The 22,788-nt window shown below is 43.1% G+C and carries 21 protein-coding genes; 5 read left to right on the top strand and 16 right to left on the bottom strand.

Going from position 1 to position 22,788, the window contains the following annotated elements; translation table 11 throughout:
- Window positions 1-21: 21 nt before the first annotated feature.
- Both MHI55_RS05550 and MHI55_RS05545 read right to left on the bottom strand, forming a co-directional pair.
- Window positions 22-525 (bottom strand): hypothetical protein, encoded by a 504-nt coding sequence (locus MHI55_RS05550; RefSeq protein ID WP_340389228.1) that lies wholly within the window; start codon window positions 523-525, stop codon window positions 22-24.
- A gap of 48 nt (window positions 526-573) precedes the next feature.
- Entirely contained in the window at window positions 574-936 is a 363-nt protein-coding gene (locus MHI55_RS05545; RefSeq protein WP_340389226.1) for a hypothetical protein, read from the bottom strand.
- Window positions 937-1,145: 209 nt separating this feature from the next.
- Between MHI55_RS05545 and MHI55_RS05540 the strand changes: the two genes are divergently transcribed.
- Window positions 1,146-1,682: a hypothetical protein gene (locus MHI55_RS05540; protein WP_076319382.1), complete on the top strand. Its 537-nt coding sequence runs from the start codon at window positions 1,146-1,148 to the stop codon at window positions 1,680-1,682.
- A 102-nt stretch (window positions 1,683-1,784) separates the two neighbouring features.
- Here the strand turns inward: MHI55_RS05540 and MHI55_RS05535 are convergent, their stop codons facing one another.
- Together MHI55_RS05535 and MHI55_RS05530 are read right to left on the bottom strand one after the other, a co-directional pair.
- Window positions 1,785-2,066 (bottom strand): hypothetical protein, encoded by a 282-nt coding sequence (locus tag MHI55_RS05535; RefSeq protein ID WP_076319381.1) that lies wholly within the window; start codon window positions 2,064-2,066, stop codon window positions 1,785-1,787.
- 166 nt (window positions 2,067-2,232) lie between these two features.
- A complete protein-coding gene (locus MHI55_RS05530; RefSeq protein WP_076319380.1) occupies window positions 2,233-3,531 on the bottom strand; it encodes a galactokinase family protein in 1,299 nt (432 codons plus the stop codon).
- A gap of 276 nt (window positions 3,532-3,807) precedes the next feature.
- Between MHI55_RS05530 and MHI55_RS05525 the strand changes: the two genes are divergently transcribed.
- From MHI55_RS05525 to MHI55_RS05515, 3 genes are read left to right on the top strand one after another with little or no spacing between them, the layout of a single operon-like run.
- Window positions 3,808-5,064 (top strand): MFS transporter, encoded by a 1,257-nt coding sequence (locus MHI55_RS05525; protein ID WP_076319379.1) that lies wholly within the window; start codon window positions 3,808-3,810, stop codon window positions 5,062-5,064.
- A 59-nt stretch (window positions 5,065-5,123) separates the two neighbouring features.
- Window positions 5,124-6,050, top strand: a complete 927-nt coding sequence (locus MHI55_RS05520; protein ID WP_076319378.1) for a DUF2268 domain-containing protein — start codon at window positions 5,124-5,126, stop codon at window positions 6,048-6,050.
- Entirely contained in the window at window positions 6,025-6,813 is a 789-nt protein-coding gene (locus tag MHI55_RS05515) for a MerR family transcriptional regulator (RefSeq protein ID WP_036672579.1), read from the top strand. Before MHI55_RS05520 ends, MHI55_RS05515 begins: the two co-directional genes overlap by 26 nt.
- A gap of 148 nt (window positions 6,814-6,961) precedes the next feature.
- Here the strand turns inward: MHI55_RS05515 and MHI55_RS05510 are convergent, their stop codons facing one another.
- From MHI55_RS05510 to MHI55_RS05480, 7 genes are all read right to left on the bottom strand, one after another.
- Complete coding sequence (locus MHI55_RS05510) at window positions 6,962-7,561, bottom strand: hypothetical protein (protein WP_036672580.1); 600 nt, start codon at window positions 7,559-7,561, stop codon at window positions 6,962-6,964.
- Window positions 7,562-8,025: 464 nt separating this feature from the next.
- Window positions 8,026-10,467: a DEAD/DEAH box helicase family protein gene (locus MHI55_RS05505; protein ID WP_036672581.1), complete on the bottom strand. Its 2,442-nt coding sequence runs from the start codon at window positions 10,465-10,467 to the stop codon at window positions 8,026-8,028.
- On the bottom strand, window positions 10,451-10,777 hold the full coding sequence (locus MHI55_RS05500; RefSeq protein WP_036672582.1) for a nucleoside triphosphate pyrophosphohydrolase: 327 nt from the start codon (window positions 10,775-10,777) through the stop codon (window positions 10,451-10,453). Before MHI55_RS05500 ends, MHI55_RS05505 begins: the two co-directional genes overlap by 17 nt.
- A gap of 225 nt (window positions 10,778-11,002) precedes the next feature.
- Window positions 11,003-11,500, bottom strand: coding sequence for a hypothetical protein (locus MHI55_RS05495; RefSeq protein WP_036606227.1), 498 nt, complete (start codon window positions 11,498-11,500; stop codon window positions 11,003-11,005).
- A gap of 40 nt (window positions 11,501-11,540) precedes the next feature.
- The gene (locus MHI55_RS05490) at window positions 11,541-11,990 is read right to left on the bottom strand and encodes a hypothetical protein (protein ID WP_143781108.1); all 450 of its coding nucleotides are present in this window, start codon (window positions 11,988-11,990) and stop codon (window positions 11,541-11,543) included.
- Between the two features lie 28 nt (window positions 11,991-12,018).
- On the bottom strand, window positions 12,019-13,143 hold the full coding sequence (locus MHI55_RS05485; RefSeq protein WP_051446974.1) for a WXG100 family type VII secretion target: 1,125 nt from the start codon (window positions 13,141-13,143) through the stop codon (window positions 12,019-12,021).
- A gap of 578 nt (window positions 13,144-13,721) precedes the next feature.
- Window positions 13,722-14,237 (bottom strand): hypothetical protein, encoded by a 516-nt coding sequence (locus MHI55_RS05480; RefSeq protein WP_051446973.1) that lies wholly within the window; start codon window positions 14,235-14,237, stop codon window positions 13,722-13,724.
- A 141-nt stretch (window positions 14,238-14,378) separates the two neighbouring features.
- Between MHI55_RS05480 and MHI55_RS05475 the strand changes: the two genes are divergently transcribed.
- Window positions 14,379-14,720: a helix-turn-helix transcriptional regulator gene (locus MHI55_RS05475; RefSeq protein ID WP_036606225.1), complete on the top strand. Its 342-nt coding sequence runs from the start codon at window positions 14,379-14,381 to the stop codon at window positions 14,718-14,720.
- Between the two features lie 72 nt (window positions 14,721-14,792).
- Here MHI55_RS05475 and MHI55_RS05470 read toward each other — a convergent pair whose 3' ends face one another.
- The 5 genes from MHI55_RS05470 to MHI55_RS05450 all read right to left on the bottom strand — a co-directional run bounded on the left by MHI55_RS05470 (window position 14,793) and on the right by MHI55_RS05450 (window position 22,630).
- Entirely contained in the window at window positions 14,793-16,652 is a 1,860-nt protein-coding gene (locus MHI55_RS05470; protein ID WP_036606224.1) for a DUF2075 domain-containing protein, read from the bottom strand.
- Between the two features lie 37 nt (window positions 16,653-16,689).
- A complete protein-coding gene (locus tag MHI55_RS05465; RefSeq protein ID WP_036606223.1) occupies window positions 16,690-17,511 on the bottom strand; it encodes a hypothetical protein in 822 nt (273 codons plus the stop codon).
- A 53-nt stretch (window positions 17,512-17,564) separates the two neighbouring features.
- Window positions 17,565-20,702, bottom strand: a complete 3,138-nt coding sequence (locus tag MHI55_RS05460) for a DUF3427 domain-containing protein (RefSeq protein ID WP_340389224.1) — start codon at window positions 20,700-20,702, stop codon at window positions 17,565-17,567.
- A gap of 257 nt (window positions 20,703-20,959) precedes the next feature.
- Complete coding sequence (locus tag MHI55_RS05455; RefSeq protein ID WP_036606221.1) at window positions 20,960-21,439, bottom strand: hypothetical protein; 480 nt, start codon at window positions 21,437-21,439, stop codon at window positions 20,960-20,962.
- 15 nt (window positions 21,440-21,454) lie between these two features.
- Window positions 21,455-22,630 (bottom strand): WXG100 family type VII secretion target, encoded by a 1,176-nt coding sequence (locus tag MHI55_RS05450; RefSeq protein ID WP_051446972.1) that lies wholly within the window; start codon window positions 22,628-22,630, stop codon window positions 21,455-21,457.
- Window positions 22,631-22,788 lie beyond the last annotated feature (158 nt).

Raw genomic sequence — 22,788 nt, 5'->3', positions numbered from 1 at the left:
GTCGTTCGTTTGCAATTCGAATCATGCGGATCTGTTACTGCGAAGTTTCCATTCCATCAGCCAGCCTATCAATATGGAGAAAGATAGGCCGAACAGCAGGATCGGCATGTTGTAAAACAGTGTGTTCGTGTATTGGTTCAGCCAGCCAAAACGGTACACTGCCGAATTCGGATCATTCGTAAATCCATTGAGTTGCATTCGTAAGTCATCGATAATACGTAACTCCAGAAAGACTGACAACACACACAGTAGGAGAGCAATCAAGGGTACACAGACATGCACCTTTCCTCCCCAGCGCTGACGCTGATCATATAACCACCATTTGGACAAAGTTGTCGTCCAAATACATAGAATCGGGAAGGTCAGAAGAGATGGAGCTAACACTAGAAGTCCCAGGTTACCGTTGCCAGACACCCCTCTGCCGGGTTCGTGCTGGAAGGTTAATCCACGTACAGCGCCGATCATGAGTACGTTCCAGATGAGGAAGATGAAGTATGGCTTGTTGATCCTTTTTAAGAGACTCATATTTGCTTCCCCCTAATCCTTGTACGTTTGCCTATTCTAAATTGACTTTCACTTCTTATAATAATGCATTACCCGCAACCGAGTAGTCAGAATTAAAGTCTGGGGAATGAGCACAAAGACAATATACATAAGTACAATTAACCATAGATGTGCGGCAAAATTCTCCGCACCAAACGATGGTTTCGGACGCTCAATCCAATACCACCAACACGGGATGGCAATAAACCATGTCAATCCTGTCGAAACGAACATGTCTTTTACATCGCTCCATAGAAAGCAGAACACCGCGACGAACAAAATAGGCCCCGCCCAAGAATCCAATATCGGTCCCCAACTCTGGAAGACAAAGATAATGGCAGGATACAGAAGATTGATGGTCCAGCGCCATATGTTATTAGTATAAAGATTCATAAAGCTTCTCACCTCATTACATAACGTTGCAATTGTAACTTCACTTATTGGGGTCATTTGCTACATTACTATCACTTTGATTATCCGTAGCCAAAAGTATGTACGCTCCATTTTTAAAGGTTATTATGGGAAAGAAATGAAAAGATGAAGCATGATATTGGATATTATTGCTCATACTACCTTCAGGAAATTATTGAAGGAGTGACAGCATGAGGTTAAAAAGTATCATCGCCGTTGGAGCCGTGTTAACCTGCTCAACTCTGTTATGGGGCTGTGGCAATGGCACTGCGAATAATGCTTCCCAGCAACAGAATGACACCGTTCGATCGGAGAGTTGGAGCGATCCCAAACGACTGGAAGCTTCCCATCTTGAAGCGCTTGAGCGCATGGAGAAAGATCACATCCACCGAATGGTTTCGCTTAGCGCAAGTACAGATGGAGACAAAGTGATGACCACACTTGAACGGTCGAGTCAAAAGTTGGAGGAAATGAGACCGCTCGCCGAAATGCTCCAACATGAAGGACATCCGGCATTATTACAGCGAATCCAGGACATGTCCGGCGATATCCAAGGTTCCAAATCCGTCATTGCTGAGATGAAAAATCTGCCTCAGGACGGCAAAATTAAAATTCAGTCCGAGAATTCCGATTCCTTGCATCACATCAGCAGCTTCCGCGATTACCACCAGTATATCCAGGGACAAGTGCAATCTTTAGACGGTAAGTCTACGCAAATGTCCCACTAACCCTAAAGATAGTTCAGAGAATCGTTACAGTCGGAATACGATAATCCGATGGTTAACGGTTCTTTTTTATTAACTTCATAATGTACACTCTTCTCTACAGCTTCATTCCACCCACAACGATACCCAGATGAACATGCTAAACAGCAAGACTGGTGCAAGTGCGCCTGTGGCTAATATGATCCAAAGTGTCGCGGGCTTGATCTTTTGACAGTATGCATCGACCTTGCGCATCCGATCTTTACGCCACTTGGCAAACTTGAGCCGTCTGATCATTTGATTCAGAACTATTTGCCGCTGCTCGCCCTCTTCGAATTCATCGATCGCATGCCGCAACTCCTCGTATAATTGAGCCTCTTCCTGCCCAGCCACTGTAGGTGTACTCATCTAACCCTTCCTCTCATAAGAACATTATTGAGATATAGCCACTACTTAAATAACACATTACAGACCTTCAAGGTTTGAAGTTTTAAAAAAAAATGGACAATCCAAAAAGCCCGGGCATAGCCCAGACTTCGTAGAATCATGTTAGAACTATTTAACTGAGTGCTATTTAGCTCGCGTTAGCGATCAATGCATTCAAGCATACCGCACCCTGTGCACGCACATTAACGACGATAATCGGCGTATCCAACATGTCGTGCATCCATGACATATACTCTTCTACTTTTTCGTTTGGAAGGATCGTCAGAATAACCCCTGCGAATCCACCACCATGAATACGACAAGCGCCATCACCCAGGTTTTGCAGATAATTCTCGGTCAGTGCCAGCGCGATGCCAATCTCCTGTTCCTTCACAGCACCACTCTGATATACATTCTGCAGCCACTTCCATGATGAGTTCCCGGACGCCGTAATCAGTTTCAAGAAATCAGCAAAACGTCCATCACGCAACGCCTGAACCTGACCATCGACACGATTATTTTCCTCCAGGAAATGAAGTGCACGCAGCACGGCACGATCCCCAGCAGCTTCACGAACCTTCTTGAGGTTGGCGTAGATTGCGTCAGCTGTAATTTCCCGAACATACTCACTGCCGAGCGCCTGAGCAACCGCTCTCATCTCATATGGCACAGCAGCGTAATCTTCCGTCAGATCGGCGTGGTTACCGCCCGTATTCACAATGACCAATGAGTAGCCGTTTTGTTGGAAATCCCACTGAACAGGCTCGATGACCGGCTGTGCAGGATTTTCAAAATCAATAGCAATGAGTCCGCCGTACGCACAAGCCATCTGATCCAGCAGACCCGAAGGTTTGTTCCAATAGTGATTCTCCGCATACTGACCGATTTTGGCCAAGGTCACAACATCCAGTGCTCCATCGTTATAGAAATGATTCAAAATCGTACAGATCAGCATCTCAAATGACGCCGAGGAACTCACCCCAGATGCTGAGAACACATTACTTGAGAGGTACGCCTGGAAGCCGCCTACCTTATATCCGAATTCTCCAAATCCTGCAGCCATACCGCGAATCAATGCTGTTGTGCCATCGTCTTCCGTATTTGGTTTAAGATTCGTGAGATCGATTACATATTTCTTGTCATAGCCTTCTGAGTAAAACGTAATAACGGAATCCGCAGTTGGTGCAGCCACTGCAATCGTATCCAGCGTAATGCTGCCCGCCAGCACTTTACCATGGTTATGATCCGTATGATTGCCGCCAATCTCGCTGCGTCCTGATGCGCTGAACAACTTGCTTCCTTCTTGTGCGCCAAAGTACTCTTCAAACGTTGCGTTCAGCTTCGTGTAACGTGCGATCTGTTCCTCTACTTGTGATTGTCCATACATTTGGGCAAGCAACGCTTGGCCCTCCGTGGATTGGATCAGATTCAATGGTTGTGTCGTCATTAATAATCCTCCTATGGATATGCAGCTTTTATTTTTAGACTGTTGGTAAACATGGTTGTCGCGTCTGTTTCATACCTTATTCCTCTCCCATTATCTCAGCTTCGTAGCGGAAAAGGTAGGGTAGAATTGAAAGTTTGTAAGCGTTTTGTGAAGTTATTTAATGTAAAAATAGGATTGAAAACCATTTTGTAATAACTTAAATTTGGTATAAGTGAAAACACATTATTTTCCAACCTCGGAGTTGCTATGCTTAACATCTTATTGGTGGAGGGAACGATGAAAATCAAGTCAAACTATACCAAGTTATTCGGTGCATTTTCGCTTACATTTTTGGGTGATGGACTTACACTGGCTGCGGTTCCTTGGCTCATATCAACCCTTACAAGCGATACGCTGTATGCTTCTGTCACCATGACGGCACTTCGTTTACCCTGGCTACTATTCAGTCTTCCTGTAGGTGTCCTCATCGACCGTTACTCACGCAAACATATGCTGATTGGCGCAGGTTTTACTCGAATGCTCCTTCTGCTTGGACTGACGTTATGCATCTGGGGAGGATGGGTGAGCATTCCGATTCTGGCTCTGTTCATGTTTGGTATTGGCCTGAGCCGAGTTGTATTCGACAGCACGGTGCAGACGGTCATCCCTCAACTGGTAGATGAGAGTAAATTGGAAAAAGCGAATGGGCAGTTCACCGCCGGACAGTTAATCACAAGTGATATTCTGGGCGTTGCCCTGGGAGGGTTCATTATCACCCTGCATATTGTTTTTCCTTTTGCCATAGACGCCGTAACGGCTGTAGTTGCTCTGCTTTTTTTAATCAGTTTGAAGGGAAACTTCTACCCAGGGGATACGGAAACAACCAAGAAGGAAGTTCGCCCGATGAAAAATTGGAAACGTGAGATGTGGTCCGGTATTCAATATGTCTATCATGATCGTTTTCTCCGCGGATTAGCCATTCTATCTGTCACCATTACGCTGATGTATTCGATTATCTTGGCTACTCAGATCTTTTTTGTACGAGATGTGCTTCAGTTGGATGCTTTTGCATTCGGTATTCTCATCTCCATTGCAACAATCGGCAGCATTGTAGGGAGCCAGGCTGTTGCATATATGCGTAAGAAATGGAGTACAAAACAATTGATTATTTCCTCCATTCTGTGCATGGGAATCATCTACGGTGTGGTGGGTCTTACTACAAATGCATATATGGTAGGCGGCCTGTATTTCTGTGCTGCATTTTTCATTATTGTCTACAATGTTACCCGTTCCTCCATCCTGCAACGTTCCGTTCCTAATGAAATGCTTGGCCGGGTCGGAAGTGTGTTTCGCTTTTTGTCCTTTGGGATCAGTGCCATTGGTACGCTTCTCGGCGGATTATTGGTGCGGGTTAGTGAAACGACATTTGATCGCGTATTCTCGCTGCAACTCCCTTACCTCTTGTTAAGCCTGATCTATATCCTGTCTGGTCTGGTGTTCACTATGAAGATGAAGAACCGTTCAGAGAGCCAGCAGCGTAACTTCAACGCTTGACTGTTACGTTAGGTCATACTTGATAATGATCTCAAGCTTACATGAAGGAGAGATTAAAGATGAAGATTACCGCGTTACGTTCAGATCAAATCTATGAGGAGATCATCCAGGCTGCACCCGATAAGAAATTGGAGTTATACCGCGATCTTATGATGAGTCCATTCATGAACAAATGGAACATTCAACAGATCCCGTTTCGATCAAGCGACCCTAATGGCTTCGATGTGATCATGATGAATAACTTTATGAATATCGCTCCAGCAGATATTACACCTGAAATTAACGAATCGTTAGCAGCGATTTCGTCTGAAGCATTTTGGCAACAGTGTCATGAAGCTGTCCGTAGGAGTCTATCTACCTTTACAGATCACGGGATTGAGCTATCGGTCCCCGAATATCTATACACGATTTTATTAGGCGATAAGAACAGTCCTTCACTCACCATGAACGAAGGTATCAGCGGAGATGGTGGAATCCCCGGTTATATTATTGCGAACCTGATCCCCAATGGGTATACTCTACCTCGTATGCAATCCGTGTTAGCCCATGAATGCAATCATAACGTGAGATATCAATATATCCAGTGGAGTCCGCAGATTACGCTTGGCGAGATGGTTGTTAGCGAGGGGCTGGCCGAGAGCTTTGCCACATCCCTGTATGGAGAAGAATTGTTAGGCCCCTGGGTAGCCAAGACGGATATGGAAACATTGAATAAAGTTATCAAACCAAAGATGAAAGACCAGCTGCATGTCACCGGTTTTGACCAGATTAATCCGTATCTATACGGCGATGAACTTGCCATTATGCAAAATTTCACGCCCGTGGGTATGCCCTATGCAGCTGGCTATGCCTGCGGTTATCACTTGATTCAATATTATCTCAACAAAACAGGTACACCGATTACCGAAGCGACCATCACTCCGGCAAGTGTCATCCTTGCGGAAACAAAGGAATTTTGGAATGAAGACACCTTATTTCACCGTTAAAGATATCATTCAGATCACTGGCATCACCAAACGCGCATTACATTATTACGATAAAACGGATCTATTGAAACCGAGCAAAGTCGAGGACAATGGCTATCGGTATTATGATCAAGAGGCACTGGGGAATCTGCAAATGATTCTGTTGTTCAAAGAAATGAATTTCTCATTGAAAGACATTACAGCCATGGTGCAACTTTCCAAAGAAGAACAGAAAGATATCCTGAGAGAGCATCGCAGTACACTCGTTCAACGCAAACAAAAGCTTGAAACCATCATCGACCAGTTGGACGAGTATGTGGATGGGACGGATATCTCTCATCTTCATCTGTTTGACGACTCTTCCATCCTTTCCATTCAAGAACAATATGAATCCGAGGCGAAGTTTGTATATGGAAATACCGAGAAGTATCAGGAATTTGAAGCAAATGTGAGCGAGCTGTCTGCGGAAGAGCAAGAAAAAGCCTACCAGCAGTTCTCGGTCAACATGGAGCAGGTTTTTCGGGATTTGGCGAAGCATCAGGATCTGTCCCCTGCTTCTGGTGAGGTGCAAGCGTTAGTGCGTGAATGGAAGAGTTGCTTGGAACAATTTATGAGCTGTGATGATGAGATTCTGAGATGTATCGCGGAAGCCTATACGACAGATCGTCGCTATGTGGGTTATTTCGATCAGTTTGGCGATGAGGACTTTTTGAGGTTTTTGTATCAAGCGATTATGGTTTATGTGGAGGGTGGGGAGGTATCAGGTGTGAAAGATTTTAGGTGACCTCCAAAAGAACGCACTGAAAAAACACGGAACAATGGTAATATCAATTAAACGCCCCATTATGTAAATGATCAATCTAATAAACCCATGGCTAGAGCACCTTAGCCATGGGTTTATTAGATTGATATTTTAATTTCGAGAAATGTTTTTATCTGAACTCACCGGCTAAATCAACTCCGTCAAATGTAGCCTTTGGATAATAATAAACAAACATAGGTAGGCCTGTGAATGAATCAGACTTATTTAAGGTAAGGAAATCCACTTTGCCGGACGATGTCTGGCTTACTGTATTGTTATAGATCTTACCTATTGCTCCAGTTTCAAAATTTACAATACCTACACAATCAATTTTAACTTCTGCTCGGATGTTTCTTTTTATGCCAGCTGTGTCCCATGCGTCCATATAGAAATTCCAACTATTTTTACCGAATCCGTTATCGTATTCTACATAACCAGTTAAAGCTAATGTTTTATTGTTACCTGTGAAAAATTTCTTTGAGACCGAAAAGACTGATACGTCCCCTTTATTTTGAATATATGTTATATTATTGTTTAAAGCTGAGTTTTCTTTTAAATATTGTGTATCTTCGTCAGAAAATGGTTCGTTAACTTCATACTTATCTAGTATATTTTGTATTTTTAAGGCTGTATCATCCTCACCTGTACTTGCGTGGGCTGAATTAGTAAAAAGAACGGAAATGGATATTGAAACCAAGAATAATGTCAATAACATACTGATCTTCTTCACTTTAAATACCTCCTAAAAATTATTATGAAAGGGGTTTCGACAATGCACATTGTGTGGAATAATATACTTATTCTCGTTGTTAGCCTTCTTATCTTAGCTGGACTAGTTTCTGGCACAATCTACTTTTTAATAAAAAATAGATCTAAATAGTTCACCTCCTTATGACGATACCACTTCCATATATTATATATTATTCAATAAATTATAATAAAACCCTCTTTTAATATTAATAATGTCTAATCTTTTTTAAGTTGATATATTTGTTGTTCGATCTCTCTGCAATTATTAGACAGTTCCCCCTATTCGAATAATATAAGTGAACTACAAAAAGTTAATTTCAAGTAAGCAAAAAGCGTACCACTACTCCATTGGTACGCTTTTTGCTTTCTCTTCTTGGTAAATTTTTATTTGCCAAGTAAAATTTCAATTTGACTGACTGTATAAGAACTTCTTCTCGCTACTTATCAATAACTTCCTCGCTCAAAATACGTATGCAGCCGATACAGACATATTTCCCGTGTCCAGCGATATAACACTGCCTGTTCCTCCCTATCATGCACTTTTACATTCAGCGAGAACACGCCATTCTCGAAACGGGTCATACTACTCTTCGCCCCGCTCCACTTGGACATTGGCATGTCGATAATCAACTTTTCAATCTCCGTTGCCGTCTTCTCATTCCATTCCCATAGCGCAAGTTTGCCTTTGTCCGAAAAGTCTTTCCGTTTCCGATATTCCTTCTCCGTCAGGTACGTATGGAAAAAACTCGCCATCTCCCCCGGCGTGATCGGGTCCATCCAGTGCGCTTCGCCTCGCTCCAGCATGTACAGCAGCACGATCATTTTGTAGCTTTTGTTCATGAGTGTCTTCTCCACATCACGCAGCCACGCCTCATGCCGGACGTACACCTCTCCCTCAGCAGGGGACAGCAGCTCCGCCCAATAGAGAAATCCAACATAGGAACCAAAATCGCTTCGATATCCGATACTCTTCGAACGCCCCATCAGATGCAACTCCAGATAAGTCGGAATACGCCCCAGCTCTCGCTTCACATCCAAAAAATCCTGATGCAGCTTCTCGCGGCGCGGCAGCCGTTTGCGGCTTAGCTCCTGAAGCAGATTCACCACTCGGGTCTCCAGATGAATCCCGCAGTTGTCTGGAACTTCCGGTACAGCCGAATCCCGGTCTTTCGCGGTTCCCTCCAGCTCCCCGCGCACATCCAGCAGACTCAACTTTACATCCGCATTGCGGTAATTCCCGATCAGGTCAATGATGACGCAATGTGATTTGCCTTCCGCCAGCCGCAAACCGCGACCTACCTGCTGAGTGAACACCGTAAGCGACTCCGTTGGACGCACAAAGAGTAGCGTGTCTACACTCGGAATATCCGTACCTTCATTGAACAGGTCCACCGTTAACACAACCTCCAACTCACCCGCATCAAGCTGCCGAATCGCTTCCTCCCGCGACATTTCCGATGTTCGCGAATGAAGACTGAGCACCTTCACCCCCTGACTGCGAAAATACGCAGCCAAATAATCCGCCTGACGGATCGACGAGCAAAAACCAATCGTTCTCGTCTGCTTGTGTCGGACCCAGGCTGCATAGATCGTCTCTACATGCTCCTCTTGCAATTGAACGGCCATGAGCTGTTCTTCATCATACTTTGTCCCGATCCAGCGAATCTGCGAATAGTCCGTATCGTCGAATACCCCGTAATATTGAAATGGCGCCAGCCAACCTCGCCGGATCGCTTCAATAAAATGCATCTGGTAAGCCACATTCCCATCACAGAGCGCATACACATCCTTGCCATCCAGCCGATCCGGGGTAGCCGTAATGCCCAGAAGGAACTTAGGCTGAAAATGCTCAATCACTGACATGTACGTCTTCGCCGCCGCATGATGAAACTCATCCACCACAATCAGATCAAAGGCATCCACCGCAAATCCATCCCGGTGCTTCTGCATACTCAGCGTAAAGATCGAAGCATACACACAATCCGCCGCCCCATCCTTGTACTGTCCGTTATAGATCCCATGACTGCGCTCCGGCATGATCCGCTGAAAAGACTTCTTCGCCTGGAACAAAATCTCTTCCCGGTGCGCCACAAACAGCACCCGCTGGAACCGCTGGGCGAAGAAACCCGCCAGATACGTTTTGCCAAGCCCGGTCGCCATGACGACCATCGCTTTGTCGTACTGCTCCTCCATCGTGCCCTGGAGTGCTTCAAGCGCATCCAACTGCGCCAAACGCGGCTGAATCGGGGCAAGCGACAGCTCGGCGGCTTCTTCCTCTTTGTCCTCAGGTAGCCCCGTCTCGAACTCTGCTTCTTCCATCTCCATGATCCGCTGGATCATCTCCGGGTTCTTCTGGTGATATTTGCGGTACTCTTCCTCATACAGCGCAATCGAATCCGGGTTCACTGGCAAGGTTGTCTCGTGGTAGAAGCTCTGCATGAATTTGTCCAAAGCCATCTGGAACGTATACGGCTCCGCTTCCGCATTCATCGCCAGATTCCATTCATACCCCGTCTTGAGCGCCGTGAACGAAAAGTTAGACGAGCCGACAATCAGCAGTCCTTCCCCGTTGTCATGATCGAACAGATACGCTTTCGGGTGAAAAGAAGTGCCCATACTTCGCCACAGCCGTGTCTCAATTCGGGGATGAACCTCACACAGCGCCCGCAATCCTTCTGGCTGTGTTATGTACAGATAATCTCCCGCGAGCATCCGCACCTCGGTCCCACGCTCCGCCGCCCGCTTTAAGTGCGGGGCCAGCAGCTTCACACCAGACTGCATAATAAAGGACGTCATAATATAAATCCCGGATGCATGTTGCATCCGGGCAATCAGTTCGTCTGCCAAGTTATCTGTAATGAGTTTAACGTTAAGCTTCGTCGACATCGATCAGATACACCCGTTCCTGGAATCCACCACGCTCCTCGGCTTTGTCTGCTCGAAGCTTATCCAACTGGGCCGCATTCGCCCCGTGTACCTCCGCCAACGCCCGGATGACCTCCAGCATGTCGGCTAGTTCTTCTAGGGCTTCCTGATCACTCGCTGCATTTACGTACTCATCCGATTCTTCTTGCAACTTCGTTCTTAATTCTTGCTTATACTCCTCCGGGTCCAGAATGCGTGTGCGGCATTCCTTACCGCTGGATGTGATAATATGCGGGATCTTGTCCCGCACCAATTTGTTGTATGTAGGCATGTGGTATAACATCCTTTCTGCTGTGAGAGCCTTCGAGCCTCGCGCTAGAATCTCCCTTTTTGCCATTATACCATTTGCCGTGGTAAGGGAAGGATTGATTTTGTAGTGCAGTAGATTCGATTGAGGAGATGAGAATAACCCATGACTACTCGTATTCGAGTTGAAATGGGCTTTCTGCCAATTAAAGTCTAATTGTTCTGCATCAAACTCTGGTTAAGAAGGATTCTAAGCCAACAGTTTTGCGATAATAGCATTAATATTCGTTGTTTCTTTATCAATCTCGACCAAGCAAGTGTCATCATCCATAGCTGGTTCATAACCGATTCTAACCTTCTCAATTGCATACTTGTTCTTAATATCAAGAATATACTCTATTAACTTCTGAGCTTTTAACGTTGTCTCTGAATTTTCTCCGCTGAACAATTCCTCTTCAGGAAAGTTAATTACAATATCTCCAAATTCCTCATCAAATGAGAATACAATCATCACGTCGTTAAAGGTATGACCCCGGTTAAGCTGAGACAACAATACATTTCCCGTTCCCTTAGGAGAAAGAATCTCTTCAAGGCTCTCTATTTGCTGAAATTCAATATCGTTTTCACTACGGTTATCATAAAAGTGAGAACTTTTGATCTGATCCGCCTGAATGTTCAAATCATTCTTAATGAATCGATCCAGATTATTTTTGTTAAAATCAATTAAAATGATTTCTAAACTTTGCACAATACAGACCCTCTTACATCAGGTAATTCTTCATATCACATTAATTCGGTATTGTAGGCGCATGTAGTTGCTTATGTTCCAACCCAAACCATTGCTCAATATGATTACATAACAATGGAATGTCTTGAATGGCTTGCTCACAGATTTCTTTATATGAATCTTGAAGCACTTCCTCAAGTTCCAAATTCACTTGATATGCCTCAGTTTGTTTAGCATGGTGCACATCCGCTGGCTCAATGACATAATTTTGATTTTTGGTTAAAGGACTTACATAGATCATCCACTCAAGGTTTCCCTTAAAGTGCTGAATACAATGCTTTAATTCCTCGTAAAGCTGATCAGCGTTATGGAATCTAAAATAAAAACCCGCAGGTTTCTCATATATCCGATTCGGATTATACATCTCTGTTCTATTCCATTCATACGAACCTAATTTGGCCAAGGTATACGCCATAAGTTCCGGCATAAGCACCTCTTCTTTACTTTTCATGTAAATACTTTTTGACACTTTATCCACCTCATTTGAGAGTACGTTTACTTACTACAATATCACCATTGTTCTGTCTACTCACTGTATCCATGTATTCCTTTACAGGAACGGGATCACTAGTCAGACGAGGATCATATATATATTTGCCATCAGAATATACAGTATGGTAAACGTATGATTTCATCTCCCCATACTCTTTAACTTGGATATCCTTTAATTCTGTCCTCGATTTAATCGTGAAAATCTCGCCTCTCCCACCTGCCGCATGAGCTAAATCATCTGCAATTTCCGAACAATCGTACGCTAGCTCTTTTTTGTAAAATTTCGACTTCGATTCCATCGTATTTAGAACCGCCGAATTCCCTATTACAGTAGTCGATTCCTTGGTTAATTTAGTTCCATGTTCAGGCGTGGGACTTTTATTAGAAGAAGTCCTCTCTCTCACACCATCTAACCTAGATTTTGATAGAACTGATCCATCTTTCGGAACCTTATAACCCCTATTATACGTTCCTGTAAAAGCCAACACGAGCTTAGCAGTCTGTAAACCTCCAATAGAAACTGCTGCTTGCCATGCAGGTATGGATTCTCCAGTTACGGGATGATGACCTTCCTTAAATGCGCTGATCTGTTCATCATATATATCTCCCCCACTAGACACCGGTTGCTTAGGCCCAGCCCTCATTTCCTCATAGGTACCACCCTGTTCCCAATACTTAACAAACTCCTTTTGCCCTGGCATCCCATCCTCTGCTTCACTGGCAGGCATGTTAACTCCAAACAAAGGGTTATATACCATTCGTCGTTGTTCTTCTGTGTTACTTATATTATGGTTCATCATTGTATGGACAGCAATCTGTCCAGCAACGGCTCCCAAGCTCACCTGTTCCTGATCTGCTTGTTCGAATCTCTCAGCAATCGCGAACAGATCTTGGGATGACTTAACCATACTTTCCAGTGCTCGATCAAGTACTGAACGTGACTGCTGAAAATCATAGAAAAATCGTTCTTGTGTTGCTCCCGCCCACTGAGACTGGATGAATCCGATCCGTGCGGTCAGGTCATTACGTATACCCTCCAACTGCTGCCTACCCTGCTCGATCTGTCTGGATACATACAACAGTTGCTCTGGTGTCACTTTAATTGTACTCATATCATTCTCCGCGTTTGAAATAGGATTTTACCATGTTAGCAGAAGCTTGATGTATATACATCCTTCTAACATCCTAATCTTTCCTTTCTCACCATAACAATATTTCCAACAACGTACTTCGTAGGTCCTAATTCAAAGGAAATCTTCTTAATCTCTTGATTTAACAGAAAATAATTAACAAACACACCAACGGGCACGCCGTTAACAATGCCGCTGTAAAACTGATCTGTGCCGCGACTCGTCCTCCGGTAAACTCTTGCCGTGAAAAGAACATCCAGATCGAGAGGTACGTAGCGCCTAGTGGGAATGAAATTATCCCTCTAAACGTACTCGGTTCCATGTATCCAGTCATCATGCTTTTACCAATTAGGATTAGAGTAACCAATTCCAATATAGATAATATGAAAAACACGATAGCAATCACTCTTTTCAAAATGTACACCTACTTTCTAGACGCAAAGCAAAGAGCATCCTTTGTATTCTCTGCATCATATATCCTTTATTTGGATGATGTCATCTTGTAAGCGTAACATAGATAAATCAAACATTTAACCCAAATGATCAATTAAAAAAACATCTTACTCTGATGAATCCTTCATCAAACGTGCAGATAGATCATCCAATATCTCTTCCGTTCGTTGAATAAGACTTTCGATGTTGTTTAGTTTTAGTGGTTGATCGTGTGGACAATCCTCCAAAGATGACATATGTTGCATCGTGCCGATGAACAATGCAATATCCAATCCGAGTTCAGTGTCCGTATGCACTAAAGGCAAGATTTCATTCATGGTGAGTTCTTTGGGGGGATGAACTGAATGATACTTATGGATATAAAGCGCCTTAATCATGGAAGCTAGAGCCCAATCACATAGAATTAGGCAGGCTTTAAACTGATTGTGATTACACATGATGGCGGAAAGTTTGAGATGATACTTAGCATGTTGGTGGTAGGCCATTATTGTGGTACGTAGCATGTGGTAAGCAGGAGTATGTTTGGAACTAGGTTGTGTGGAGATATCATGGTCTTGCAAACGTGGGGTAAAATCTACTTGGTGATTACAATGTGCTACGGTTATGGACCAATTTCTTGCCATTGTCATCCCTCCAAAGAGTTAATACCAGTATTATACAATAAAATGATACATATAGTAATCAATTAGATTATTTGTATTCTTCGTTTGGTGTTTACCTTGAGGAAACTTGTCTACACTTTTGAACATAGAGAGGTGAATACCATGAACGAGGACAGAGAAGTTCTGAAGCTGGTCGGAGCCAGAATTCGCGCACTACGCAAAGAAAGAGGGTATTCACAGGAATCCCTCGGAGAAAAAGGTGGATTTCATTTTTCATACATAGGACAGATCGAACGTGGAGAAAAGAATGTTTCTTTGGTAAACCTCGCAAAGATCGCTGAATCTTTGGATGTTAATTTGATTCAATTATTTGCTTATATAGAAGAAGAGTTTGAAGTAACTGAAGATGAGAAACAAATCAAAGAAATTGTACAACTGCTAAGAGATTCTTCTCCTGATAATATTCGAGTAGCCAAAAATGTTATTAAAGGAATATTGATGTGAAAGCACGAACCCTATCCGTCCATTTATGGACGGATAGGGTTTCTCTCTACTTTGCACAGTCCATGGTACACATCATTTTGAATTTGCTCTGCTACATAAATAATTCATCAATTCTTGATCCCGACAGTAAACATAACAACCTTTCATACCCCGAGACATCAAAATTTTATAAATATTTTTGATAAGTTTTGTTAGTTCCTCATTCTTAAATTTAAGCCCTCGTTTTCCCATTCTATCTTTGTACTCATCATAATCTGAATAAAGTTCCATTTTCTCCGAATCGAATTTAAGATCATTCCCTATAATTACGCCTACATAATCAAATTCAAGACCTTGAGATGTATGAACGCACCCGATCTGATCTATACCACTCTCATGAATTGCCCAGGTGCTTGATATAGAACGTGCATTCCAAGGCATAGCAAAACGATGTTCTTCAATAGTGACATCCGGAATTTCCCCATTGCGATTACCTTCTTTATCAGCTGTCCAATTCCAAGCAAATCCTGCTAACATCCTCGCCTTATATCCCTGATCGTTTTTACTTTTGATTAGATCGTATACTTCGTTAGGCGTATCTACTAATTTGAATTCAAAAGAATCTTGATCCCAACCATCGAAATTAGCGGTGGGACGAATCTGTAAAGCATCATCAACCCAATTCAAAAATCCTTCTGCTCCAGAACAACGGAACTGTGCTGCTAGTGAATATTCATGCACTTCCGAATCATATAGGGCAGCTAAACGTTTAATCTCGTCTATAGAACCTATATCTTCAGGACGAATACGTTGAAAGTCATCTATGAAAAACACATTCACTTTAGATGCTTTTATGATATCCTCGATCTGATTCTCCCCAAGATATTGATATGCTCCTTTACCTTTTAAACGATGCGCCTCATCCACTACAAGTACGTCGAACATATCAGCTGGCTCTTTGTAAAACTGACTTGATCCCGTAAATAACATCTTTGTCCTAGTTTTGTTTCTAGCTTGTCGCTGAGTCAAGGTCTCTACCATAACCGTCCGGAATGAAGCATTCGGGGCAATGAATTTAACATTCAACTTATTTTTAAGTAATCCACCAAGGGCATTCATAGATATCACTGATTTACCTGTTCCAGGCCCACCTTGCACAATGATTGTGCGTTTTACATCTGTTTGCTTGGCAAGGCTCATAATGGCCTCGTATGCAACCTTCTGCTCATCAAGTAAAACAAAATCAGAGTTCCCTTGAAATAATCCATCGATATGATCGATTAGCTTCTTGGAAGGACGAATCTTACCGTTCTCAATTAAATAAAGTAAATTAACTCCATTTCCTTCACCTACATGCCTTTTCAGAAAATCTTGAAGTTTAGATGCATCATCAGCTAGAAACAAAGGAGCTTCACGGATGATATCCTGATATTGATTATATTGGAGAGGGTCAGGCTGAACTTTTCTGTAATTATGTAGATATGCACATGAGTATCCGTTAATATCTTTAGAGTATACAGCCTCATTCATATCACTCAAATATTGTTTGTATGACCAAGCTTGATACGAAGGATGCGGTGTCTCTCTTGTCCTACCTCCTATAAAAGCCCTTACTACATCTTCTCGATCCATAGCCTCTACTGAATCCCATTGTTTTAACTCAACGATCACAAAGTTATCATTCTTCTGTTCATCCTGACCTGCAATGATAAAATCTATCCGCTTACTTGTAGAAGGAATATTATATTCAATCAATATTCCGCAGTCATCTGCTACCTTCGAATTACGGATAATTTTCTCCATAAACTGCATAGAGTTGTTCCAAGCTCGTACTTCCCCTTGATTAGGTCTTTTTCCCATGCCTTTAATGAATGCTTCTTCAATCTGAACTGTAATTTGGTTGTTATCAACTGATTCCCGGAAAGCTAATGCGTTACTGCTGTAGATAATCATGATGCGCCGCCTGTAATTGAATTAATTCATCTGATTTTTATATGTGATAATCTATTGATTCTTCTCCGTTTCTCAATAATCTTAAAAAATAAATTTTTTCAGAGAGTATCTCTGATCGTTGTTTTGTGCGGAATACTGTCGCTTCCTCAATATGTAACTCATTACCAAGTAAAAAATACTCATTATCAATAGGATAATAGATATACCATTTTATATTGTCCTTAGCCTTAATGTAAAAACACTCCTCAGAGTATTTATTGTATTTCTTCAATAGTTGCGTTGCTGTCTGAATTGTCAAAGCAACAAAACAAATATTCACGAAGGTAATGGTTAAAAGAATAGCTATAATAGAACCTAACAACTGTTCAATTATATTAAAGTTTATAGATAATTGACTTTCTAAAATTGTCGCAACTAAAAAACCAGGTATAAATGAGAACAAACATCCAATATGAAAAATAAAGATTATGGATACCACAATAAATTTATTGGCTTTTGGAAGTAATCTATCAAAAACATCTATCTTAAAATAAGATACATAAATTAGAACAACATAACTAGTAATAGTTCCCCATAGAATATAGTAGACAATGGACGAACTAATTTTAATTTCGTAAAAGAAAATAATTATAAGGCAACTACACAAAACAGAAAAAATAAAATTCATGAAAAATTTAAACATTCTAACATATAACTTCTTTTCTTTAGTGAAGAATAATTGCTCGATTTTAGTAGACGTTACAGTAGTTATTATTTGATTTTTTCTTATAAAAGCAACTAAAGTTCCAATGAAAACAATTATACTGCCCAGACCACTAATTTTTGATATTATTGACCATTCCGCAATTTGACTCCACACTTTCTTACAGCTCCATTCCAACTTATAATATAACTTATATTTTCAAATAATCTTCAAACAATACACTTATTCGCCACCGCCACCATCTTCGCAGGCATCTCTTCCCGCAGTCGCCATACAAAGCTCATCGGTTTGTTCCCCTCATGACTCACATAATCTGCTTCGCCCAGGAAAACAAATGGAGAGGTATAGTTATGCTCCTCCTTATACTCCCGCACGAACAGCACGATCCGGTGGCCTGTCTGGCGGTGATGAATATACCGCTGCGCGGTAGCTGTATGCTCCGACACCCTGCTCTGTGTCTGCCAGTGGAATAGACGCTCGTTAATCGCATAATCCTCGTACAATGTGGAGGGTGAGAAATCTTTGTCCGATTTGTTCAACGTAATGAAGAAAATATCGGTCTGTTCATCTGCAAAATACTTCACGCCTTCACGGAAGGCAGGTGATTGCTGGGCATTCCAGTAACCGAAGGCGGCAAGTACTTGGTCAATAGAGTACAGACAGTGGATATCCAGTGGACAAGTGTACGGGAACGAATTGCTTTTATCCACAAATCGCAGATGAGCCAGATTATATTTAAAAATATCCACAAGTTCTGCTCGGTATGCTTCACAAGACAGCACACGCTGCACACCCTCTTCGATGCTGGTCAGTCCTAGCTTCTCGGGCGCAGCTCGATGGAAGGTGTAATAGAACATAATCAACATGCGCCGTTCATCGGCGGTGGTTGCTTCTTTGCCTTTTTCAATAAAGTCGATCAGGAACGTCAGCCAGCTTCGGGAGTTAATCGTAAGCACAGACGGCAGTCTGCGGATGTACTCCTCGTATTCATCTTCGATGGGTGCTGTTAATCCGGCTTCGGCCAACATGCCGCGGAAATACCTTTTGCCCGTACGTCCACCATACAATTCAACTAGTGTCATCCCGTGATGTTCAACAAAATGAGCCAAGGTCAGCGGTAGTCCGGTGTCTTGCTGGAACGTTTGCAGCTTCTGGATCAACGCTCTGCGATTACGACTCATCTGCTTGAGGTTGCGCATGACGTATTCCTTCGCTTGTTTTTCCAATTGAATGAACGTGCCGCGAGGCAGGTTCGAAAAGCCGTTCTCGACGTAGTACGAGATGGAATGTTTGGTAGCGCCAATCAGGGCGCGGAATTTATCCTGGAACCTGTACTCCTGATGCGCTTGCCCGATGAAGTCGAGCACGGTCAGGCACTCTTTACCATCCGCCATCCGTAGTCCACGTCCCAACTGTTGCAGGAATACGGTCAGACTCTCGGTAGGACGCAGGAACAGGATGGTGTTCACCTCAGGGATATCCACGCCCTCATTGTACAGATCAACGACAAAGATCATGCGCAGTTCCCCGTTCACCAGCTGTCCTTTCGCAGAATGACGTTCCTGTTCGCTCGACCCGCCATGCAGGGCCATGGATGGAATGCCGGCTTCGTTAAATATTTTTGCCATATACATTGCATGATCCACCCCTACGCAGAAACCAAGCCCCTTCACATCGTCCAGATCGGTTACGTATTTGTTCAGACTTTGGATGATCTGGTTGGCACGGATTTTGTTATGAGTGTAGAGCTTCTCCAGTTCGTTCAGATCGTAGCCTTTACGCGACCACTTCACCTGAGATAGATCGACAGTATCGGTGACGCCAAAATATTGAAAAGGGCTCAGGAGCTTGCGGTCAATTGCATCGGTTAGACGGATCTCGGCGGCAATCGTATGATCGAAGTAGGCGGTAATGTCTTTGCCATCCATCCGTTCAGGCGTCGCGGTGAGTCCCAGCAAAATCTTCGGTTCGTAATGGGACAACAGCTTCTGGTATGAAGGTGCAGCCGCATGATGGAATTCATCCACAATGATGTAATCGTAATAGTCTGGGCTAGTGATCTCCGTCAGCTTCATGGAGTTAAGACTCTGAATACTAACAAACAAGTGATCCAGCGCCTCTGCTCGGTAATTCCCGACATGCAGCTCACCAAGGTTCATATCCTTCAGGATATACCGGAACGTGTCCCGACTTTGCTTCAAGATTTCTTCCCGATGGGCAACAAAAAGCAGCTTTGCTCCCGTATGGCTTGCCCGGAATCGCTTGTAGTCGAAGGCAGAGATGACCGTTTTGCCAACGCCTGTGGCGGCGACGATCAGGTTGCGGGTTCGTCCATACAACGTACGCTCGGCGTTCAGCTGTTCCAGCACTTCTTTTTGGTAATCGTAAGGCTGGATGTCGAGGTGAAAGTGGTTGGACTGATCTTTTTTACGATTCAGAGCCGCCTTCAACTGTGCCTCATGCCCTTCATCCTCAGCTACATATCGCGTGAATTCACGGTCATTCCAGTAACTCTCGAAGGTCGCTTCAATCTTGCGCAGCACATCGAGTGAATCTTTCTCCGTCACCTTGAGGTTCCACTCCATACCACTGGTCAGCGCTGGGTTGGATAGGTTAGAGGAGCCGACATAGGCTGTTGTGAACCCGGTATCGCGGTGGAAAATATACGTTTTGGCGTGCAGCCGGGTCACTTTGGTATCATACGAAATCTGGATCTCTGTGTTAGGTAATTTGCTGAGTTCAGTGATGGCCTTTAGGTCGGTTGCCTCCATATAGGTGGTCGTGATGATCCGCAGCTTCCCGCCACTAGCCGTGAACTGTTGAAGCTGTTCCAGCAGCAGGCGAAGTCCGCTGAATTTGATAAATGACACCAACCAGTCGATCCGATCGGCTGTCACGATCTCCTTTTGCAACTCCAATAACATACTCGGCTCGGACTTTGCACCTGTGAATAAAGAACTTTGGGAGATGGGCGTATCTGGACGAACGATTTTGGTATCCCGGACTGCACGAATGCTGTTCAGCTTGGAATACACATGGGTCAACACTTCCCCCTGCTCATCCAGTTGCAATTCATTGTACTCTTCTTCCCCCAGCGTACCTTTCAAGGTAGCAATAATCTCATTACACGTTCGAATCTGCGCCAATACTGCCGTTTTATCTTCCGTCTGTTCCCGCACAATCTTGAGCGCTCGCCGGGTTACCGCCGCCAAATACGTGGACAGCAGCTTGCGCGCTTCCTCTGCATTCAACTTCTCGGTCCCAATGTTATACACATCCGGGTCCAGCGCCGAAATCTCCTGTCTGGTGATGGTGTTGATAAGCTGTTCATATATGCCTTGTTTCATGAATGTACCTCGCGAGAGTTAGGATTTGTGGATAGTTCTCTATGTATATGTTAGCTGAAAGTTGCTTCTTCTATATTATCGACCAATCTGTGGAAGATTTCATTAGTTGTTTGATTTCATAGGAAAAAGCACCTTTACCTGTGGTCTGGTAGAAGTGCTTAATGATATGACTTTAAATCGTGCATAGATGTGCGCAACTCATATCATCTTTTCACTGTATCACTTAGAATTATAAGTTAGTATGACAGTCTTCTCTCTTAAATTGAAAATAAGGTTATCATCTTATCTTTAATAAAGATTGATAAGTAATCGCTTGTTTTTTGAGTTTGAATATCAGCACAAAGGCTAGTTATCTCCTTTTGAAGTACCAAAAGCGCGGCTGGAATAACAAAAATGTTCATTTTCTTTATATTCAGACCCTCATCATCAGTTTCAATCTCAATTCTCTTTATATCGTCATCAGCACGCAAAATATCACCTAGACAATAGACAATCTTGTCTTCTCTAGCCTCCTTAACCACTTTTTCTCCTAATAACCCTAAGAGAACTTGATAATTCGGGTCTCCGTCTTTAAATATATTAATTAACTCAATGATTAGGTCATTCAGAGAAATATTTCTTAATTTCTCTTCCATCCTCTCTCTTGAATCATCTAGAAACCACGATTCGAGGTCCACTGGTGTATCGTCTATTATCCCGGGAACATAGGGCTTAGTGTAAAGAAAATCTTTATTCATTGTTTAACCTACCTTTTAATGTTTTTTATATTCCCCACCTATTTTTTTAGCAACTCTGTCAAATAGCATATCCCACACTGCATCTTTATTACCAGTTTTGAAATATTCTTGTGCTTTTAGATCACTTCTTAGCTCTTTTTGAATATTAGCGAATATAATTCCTATGTCTTCTGCATTTTCTTTCCAACCTTCTGCCCCTCGTTTCATACTCAAATTAGTACCATTTGGAGAAACAGCTCTTATCTCAGCCATATTAAAATCTATTGCAGTGGCTATATCTTCAAGACTGAAAGGCCCGTTAGTTGGATGGTTATGAGTAAATACCGTATCTTTAGCTACATCTTTATGGTTACTTATATTTATAGACTTTTCAGTACCAACAACCGTTTCTCCTATTAAATTACCATTCTTATCAAAAAATTGCCCGTGTTCCAAGGGTTTATTTCGAATTTGATCCTCAAACTTATTAACAGATTCTAAATAATGAGTTCTACCCGTCCTGTCGTTTCCTTTCTCCTTATTCGACTCAGGCTTGCCTCCGCCCGACCCAATGTCGTCCTTTGAACGAAATGCTTTGCCAAACAAAACATACGCCAGGGCCTGTCCCGTCATCGCCCCACCGTAATACCCTGCACCATTCTCATCGATCTGCTTCTTCTGTTCTTCTACAAATTGCTCTATATCTGACCTCGCCGTTCCCGTACCCCAAGCGGTATCCCATGCAAACTGAATGCCACGCCCAACGTCTACAACTTTGCCCACTGTCATGGCATATGCCACACTGCTTAATGTACTGAACGGGTTATCGAAGAGAGCTTCTGCCGTCTGGCCCATTCCCGTTACTGTTTCTCCTACTGATTTATCAAGCAGCCCTACAGCGAAATTTCGCTTTAGTTCTTCTGGAATGTACAGTGCAACCTCACCTGAGCCGTCTGTTGTTCTGAAGTTCATTGCTATAAACGTAAACTCTTTCTGGATTTCGTCCAACAGTCCGAGTGTAGTCGGGAACACTTCTTTCACCTGCATAAAATCCCAAAAGAATCGCTCTCCTGTCACACCAGACCAATCGGACTGCAACATATAGATCGATTTTTCCAGTTCCCAGACCATTCGCTCCAGTTCCTGTTTCTTCTGTTGGACCAACCGGGCCTTTTCCTCTAATAGATCGGGATGTACCTCGATTCGCTGCATTTCCTTATCACCCGCCAACCTGACCTTAGTTTATGTACCTAAATTTTAACAAGTGGGAAGGAAGATTGGAATCAAACGGAAGGATCATTTCCTCAGAGGTTATCCGGTAGTTGGGCAACATCCTTGGGTAACTATTTTTGCACATTAATGCATGGATG

Origin of the sequence: Paenibacillus sp. FSL E2-0151 (assembly GCF_037993015.1) — a bacterium.
In the GTDB taxonomy this organism is placed as follows: Bacteria; Bacillota; Bacilli; order Paenibacillales; family Paenibacillaceae; genus Paenibacillus; species Paenibacillus amylolyticus.
This window is presented reverse-complemented; position numbering and strand designations above follow the sequence as displayed.

Bases quoted from the DNA above. Each gene is read 5' to 3' on its own strand.
- MHI55_RS05470 (WP_036606224.1), bottom strand. From the start codon at position 16,652: ATGATTATCTACAGCAGTAACGCATTAGCTTTCCGGGAATCAGTTGAT.
- MHI55_RS05530 (WP_076319380.1), bottom strand. From the start codon at position 3,531: ATGACGACACAACCATTGAATCTGATCCAATCCACGGAGGGCCAAGCG.
- MHI55_RS05520 (WP_076319378.1), top strand. From the start codon at position 5,124: ATGAAGATTACCGCGTTACGTTCAGATCAAATCTATGAGGAGATCATC.
- MHI55_RS05460 (WP_340389224.1), bottom strand. From the start codon at position 20,702: ATGAAACAAGGCATATATGAACAGCTTATCAACACCATCACCAGACAG.
- MHI55_RS05545 (WP_340389226.1), bottom strand. From the start codon at position 936: ATGAATCTTTATACTAATAACATATGGCGCTGGACCATCAATCTTCTG.
- MHI55_RS05500 (WP_036672582.1), bottom strand. From the start codon at position 10,777: ATGCCTACATACAACAAATTGGTGCGGGACAAGATCCCGCATATTATC.
- MHI55_RS05450 (WP_051446972.1), bottom strand. From the start codon at position 22,630: ATGCAGCGAATCGAGGTACATCCCGATCTATTAGAGGAAAAGGCCCGG.
- MHI55_RS05540 (WP_076319382.1), top strand. From the start codon at position 1,146: ATGAGGTTAAAAAGTATCATCGCCGTTGGAGCCGTGTTAACCTGCTCA.
- MHI55_RS05525 (WP_076319379.1), top strand. From the start codon at position 3,808: ATGAAAATCAAGTCAAACTATACCAAGTTATTCGGTGCATTTTCGCTT.
- MHI55_RS05550 (WP_340389228.1), bottom strand. From the start codon at position 525: ATGAGTCTCTTAAAAAGGATCAACAAGCCATACTTCATCTTCCTCATC.
- MHI55_RS05480 (WP_051446973.1), bottom strand. From the start codon at position 14,237: ATGGCAAGAAATTGGTCCATAACCGTAGCACATTGTAATCACCAAGTA.
- MHI55_RS05535 (WP_076319381.1), bottom strand. From the start codon at position 2,066: ATGAGTACACCTACAGTGGCTGGGCAGGAAGAGGCTCAATTATACGAG.
- MHI55_RS05515 (WP_036672579.1), top strand. From the start codon at position 6,025: ATGAAGACACCTTATTTCACCGTTAAAGATATCATTCAGATCACTGGC.
- MHI55_RS05485 (WP_051446974.1), bottom strand. From the start codon at position 13,143: ATGAGTACAATTAAAGTGACACCAGAGCAACTGTTGTATGTATCCAGA.
- MHI55_RS05490 (WP_143781108.1), bottom strand. From the start codon at position 11,990: ATGAAAAGTAAAGAAGAGGTGCTTATGCCGGAACTTATGGCGTATACC.
- MHI55_RS05475 (WP_036606225.1), top strand. From the start codon at position 14,379: ATGAACGAGGACAGAGAAGTTCTGAAGCTGGTCGGAGCCAGAATTCGC.
- MHI55_RS05455 (WP_036606221.1), bottom strand. From the start codon at position 21,439: ATGAATAAAGATTTTCTTTACACTAAGCCCTATGTTCCCGGGATAATA.
- MHI55_RS05505 (WP_036672581.1), bottom strand. From the start codon at position 10,467: ATGTCGACGAAGCTTAACGTTAAACTCATTACAGATAACTTGGCAGAC.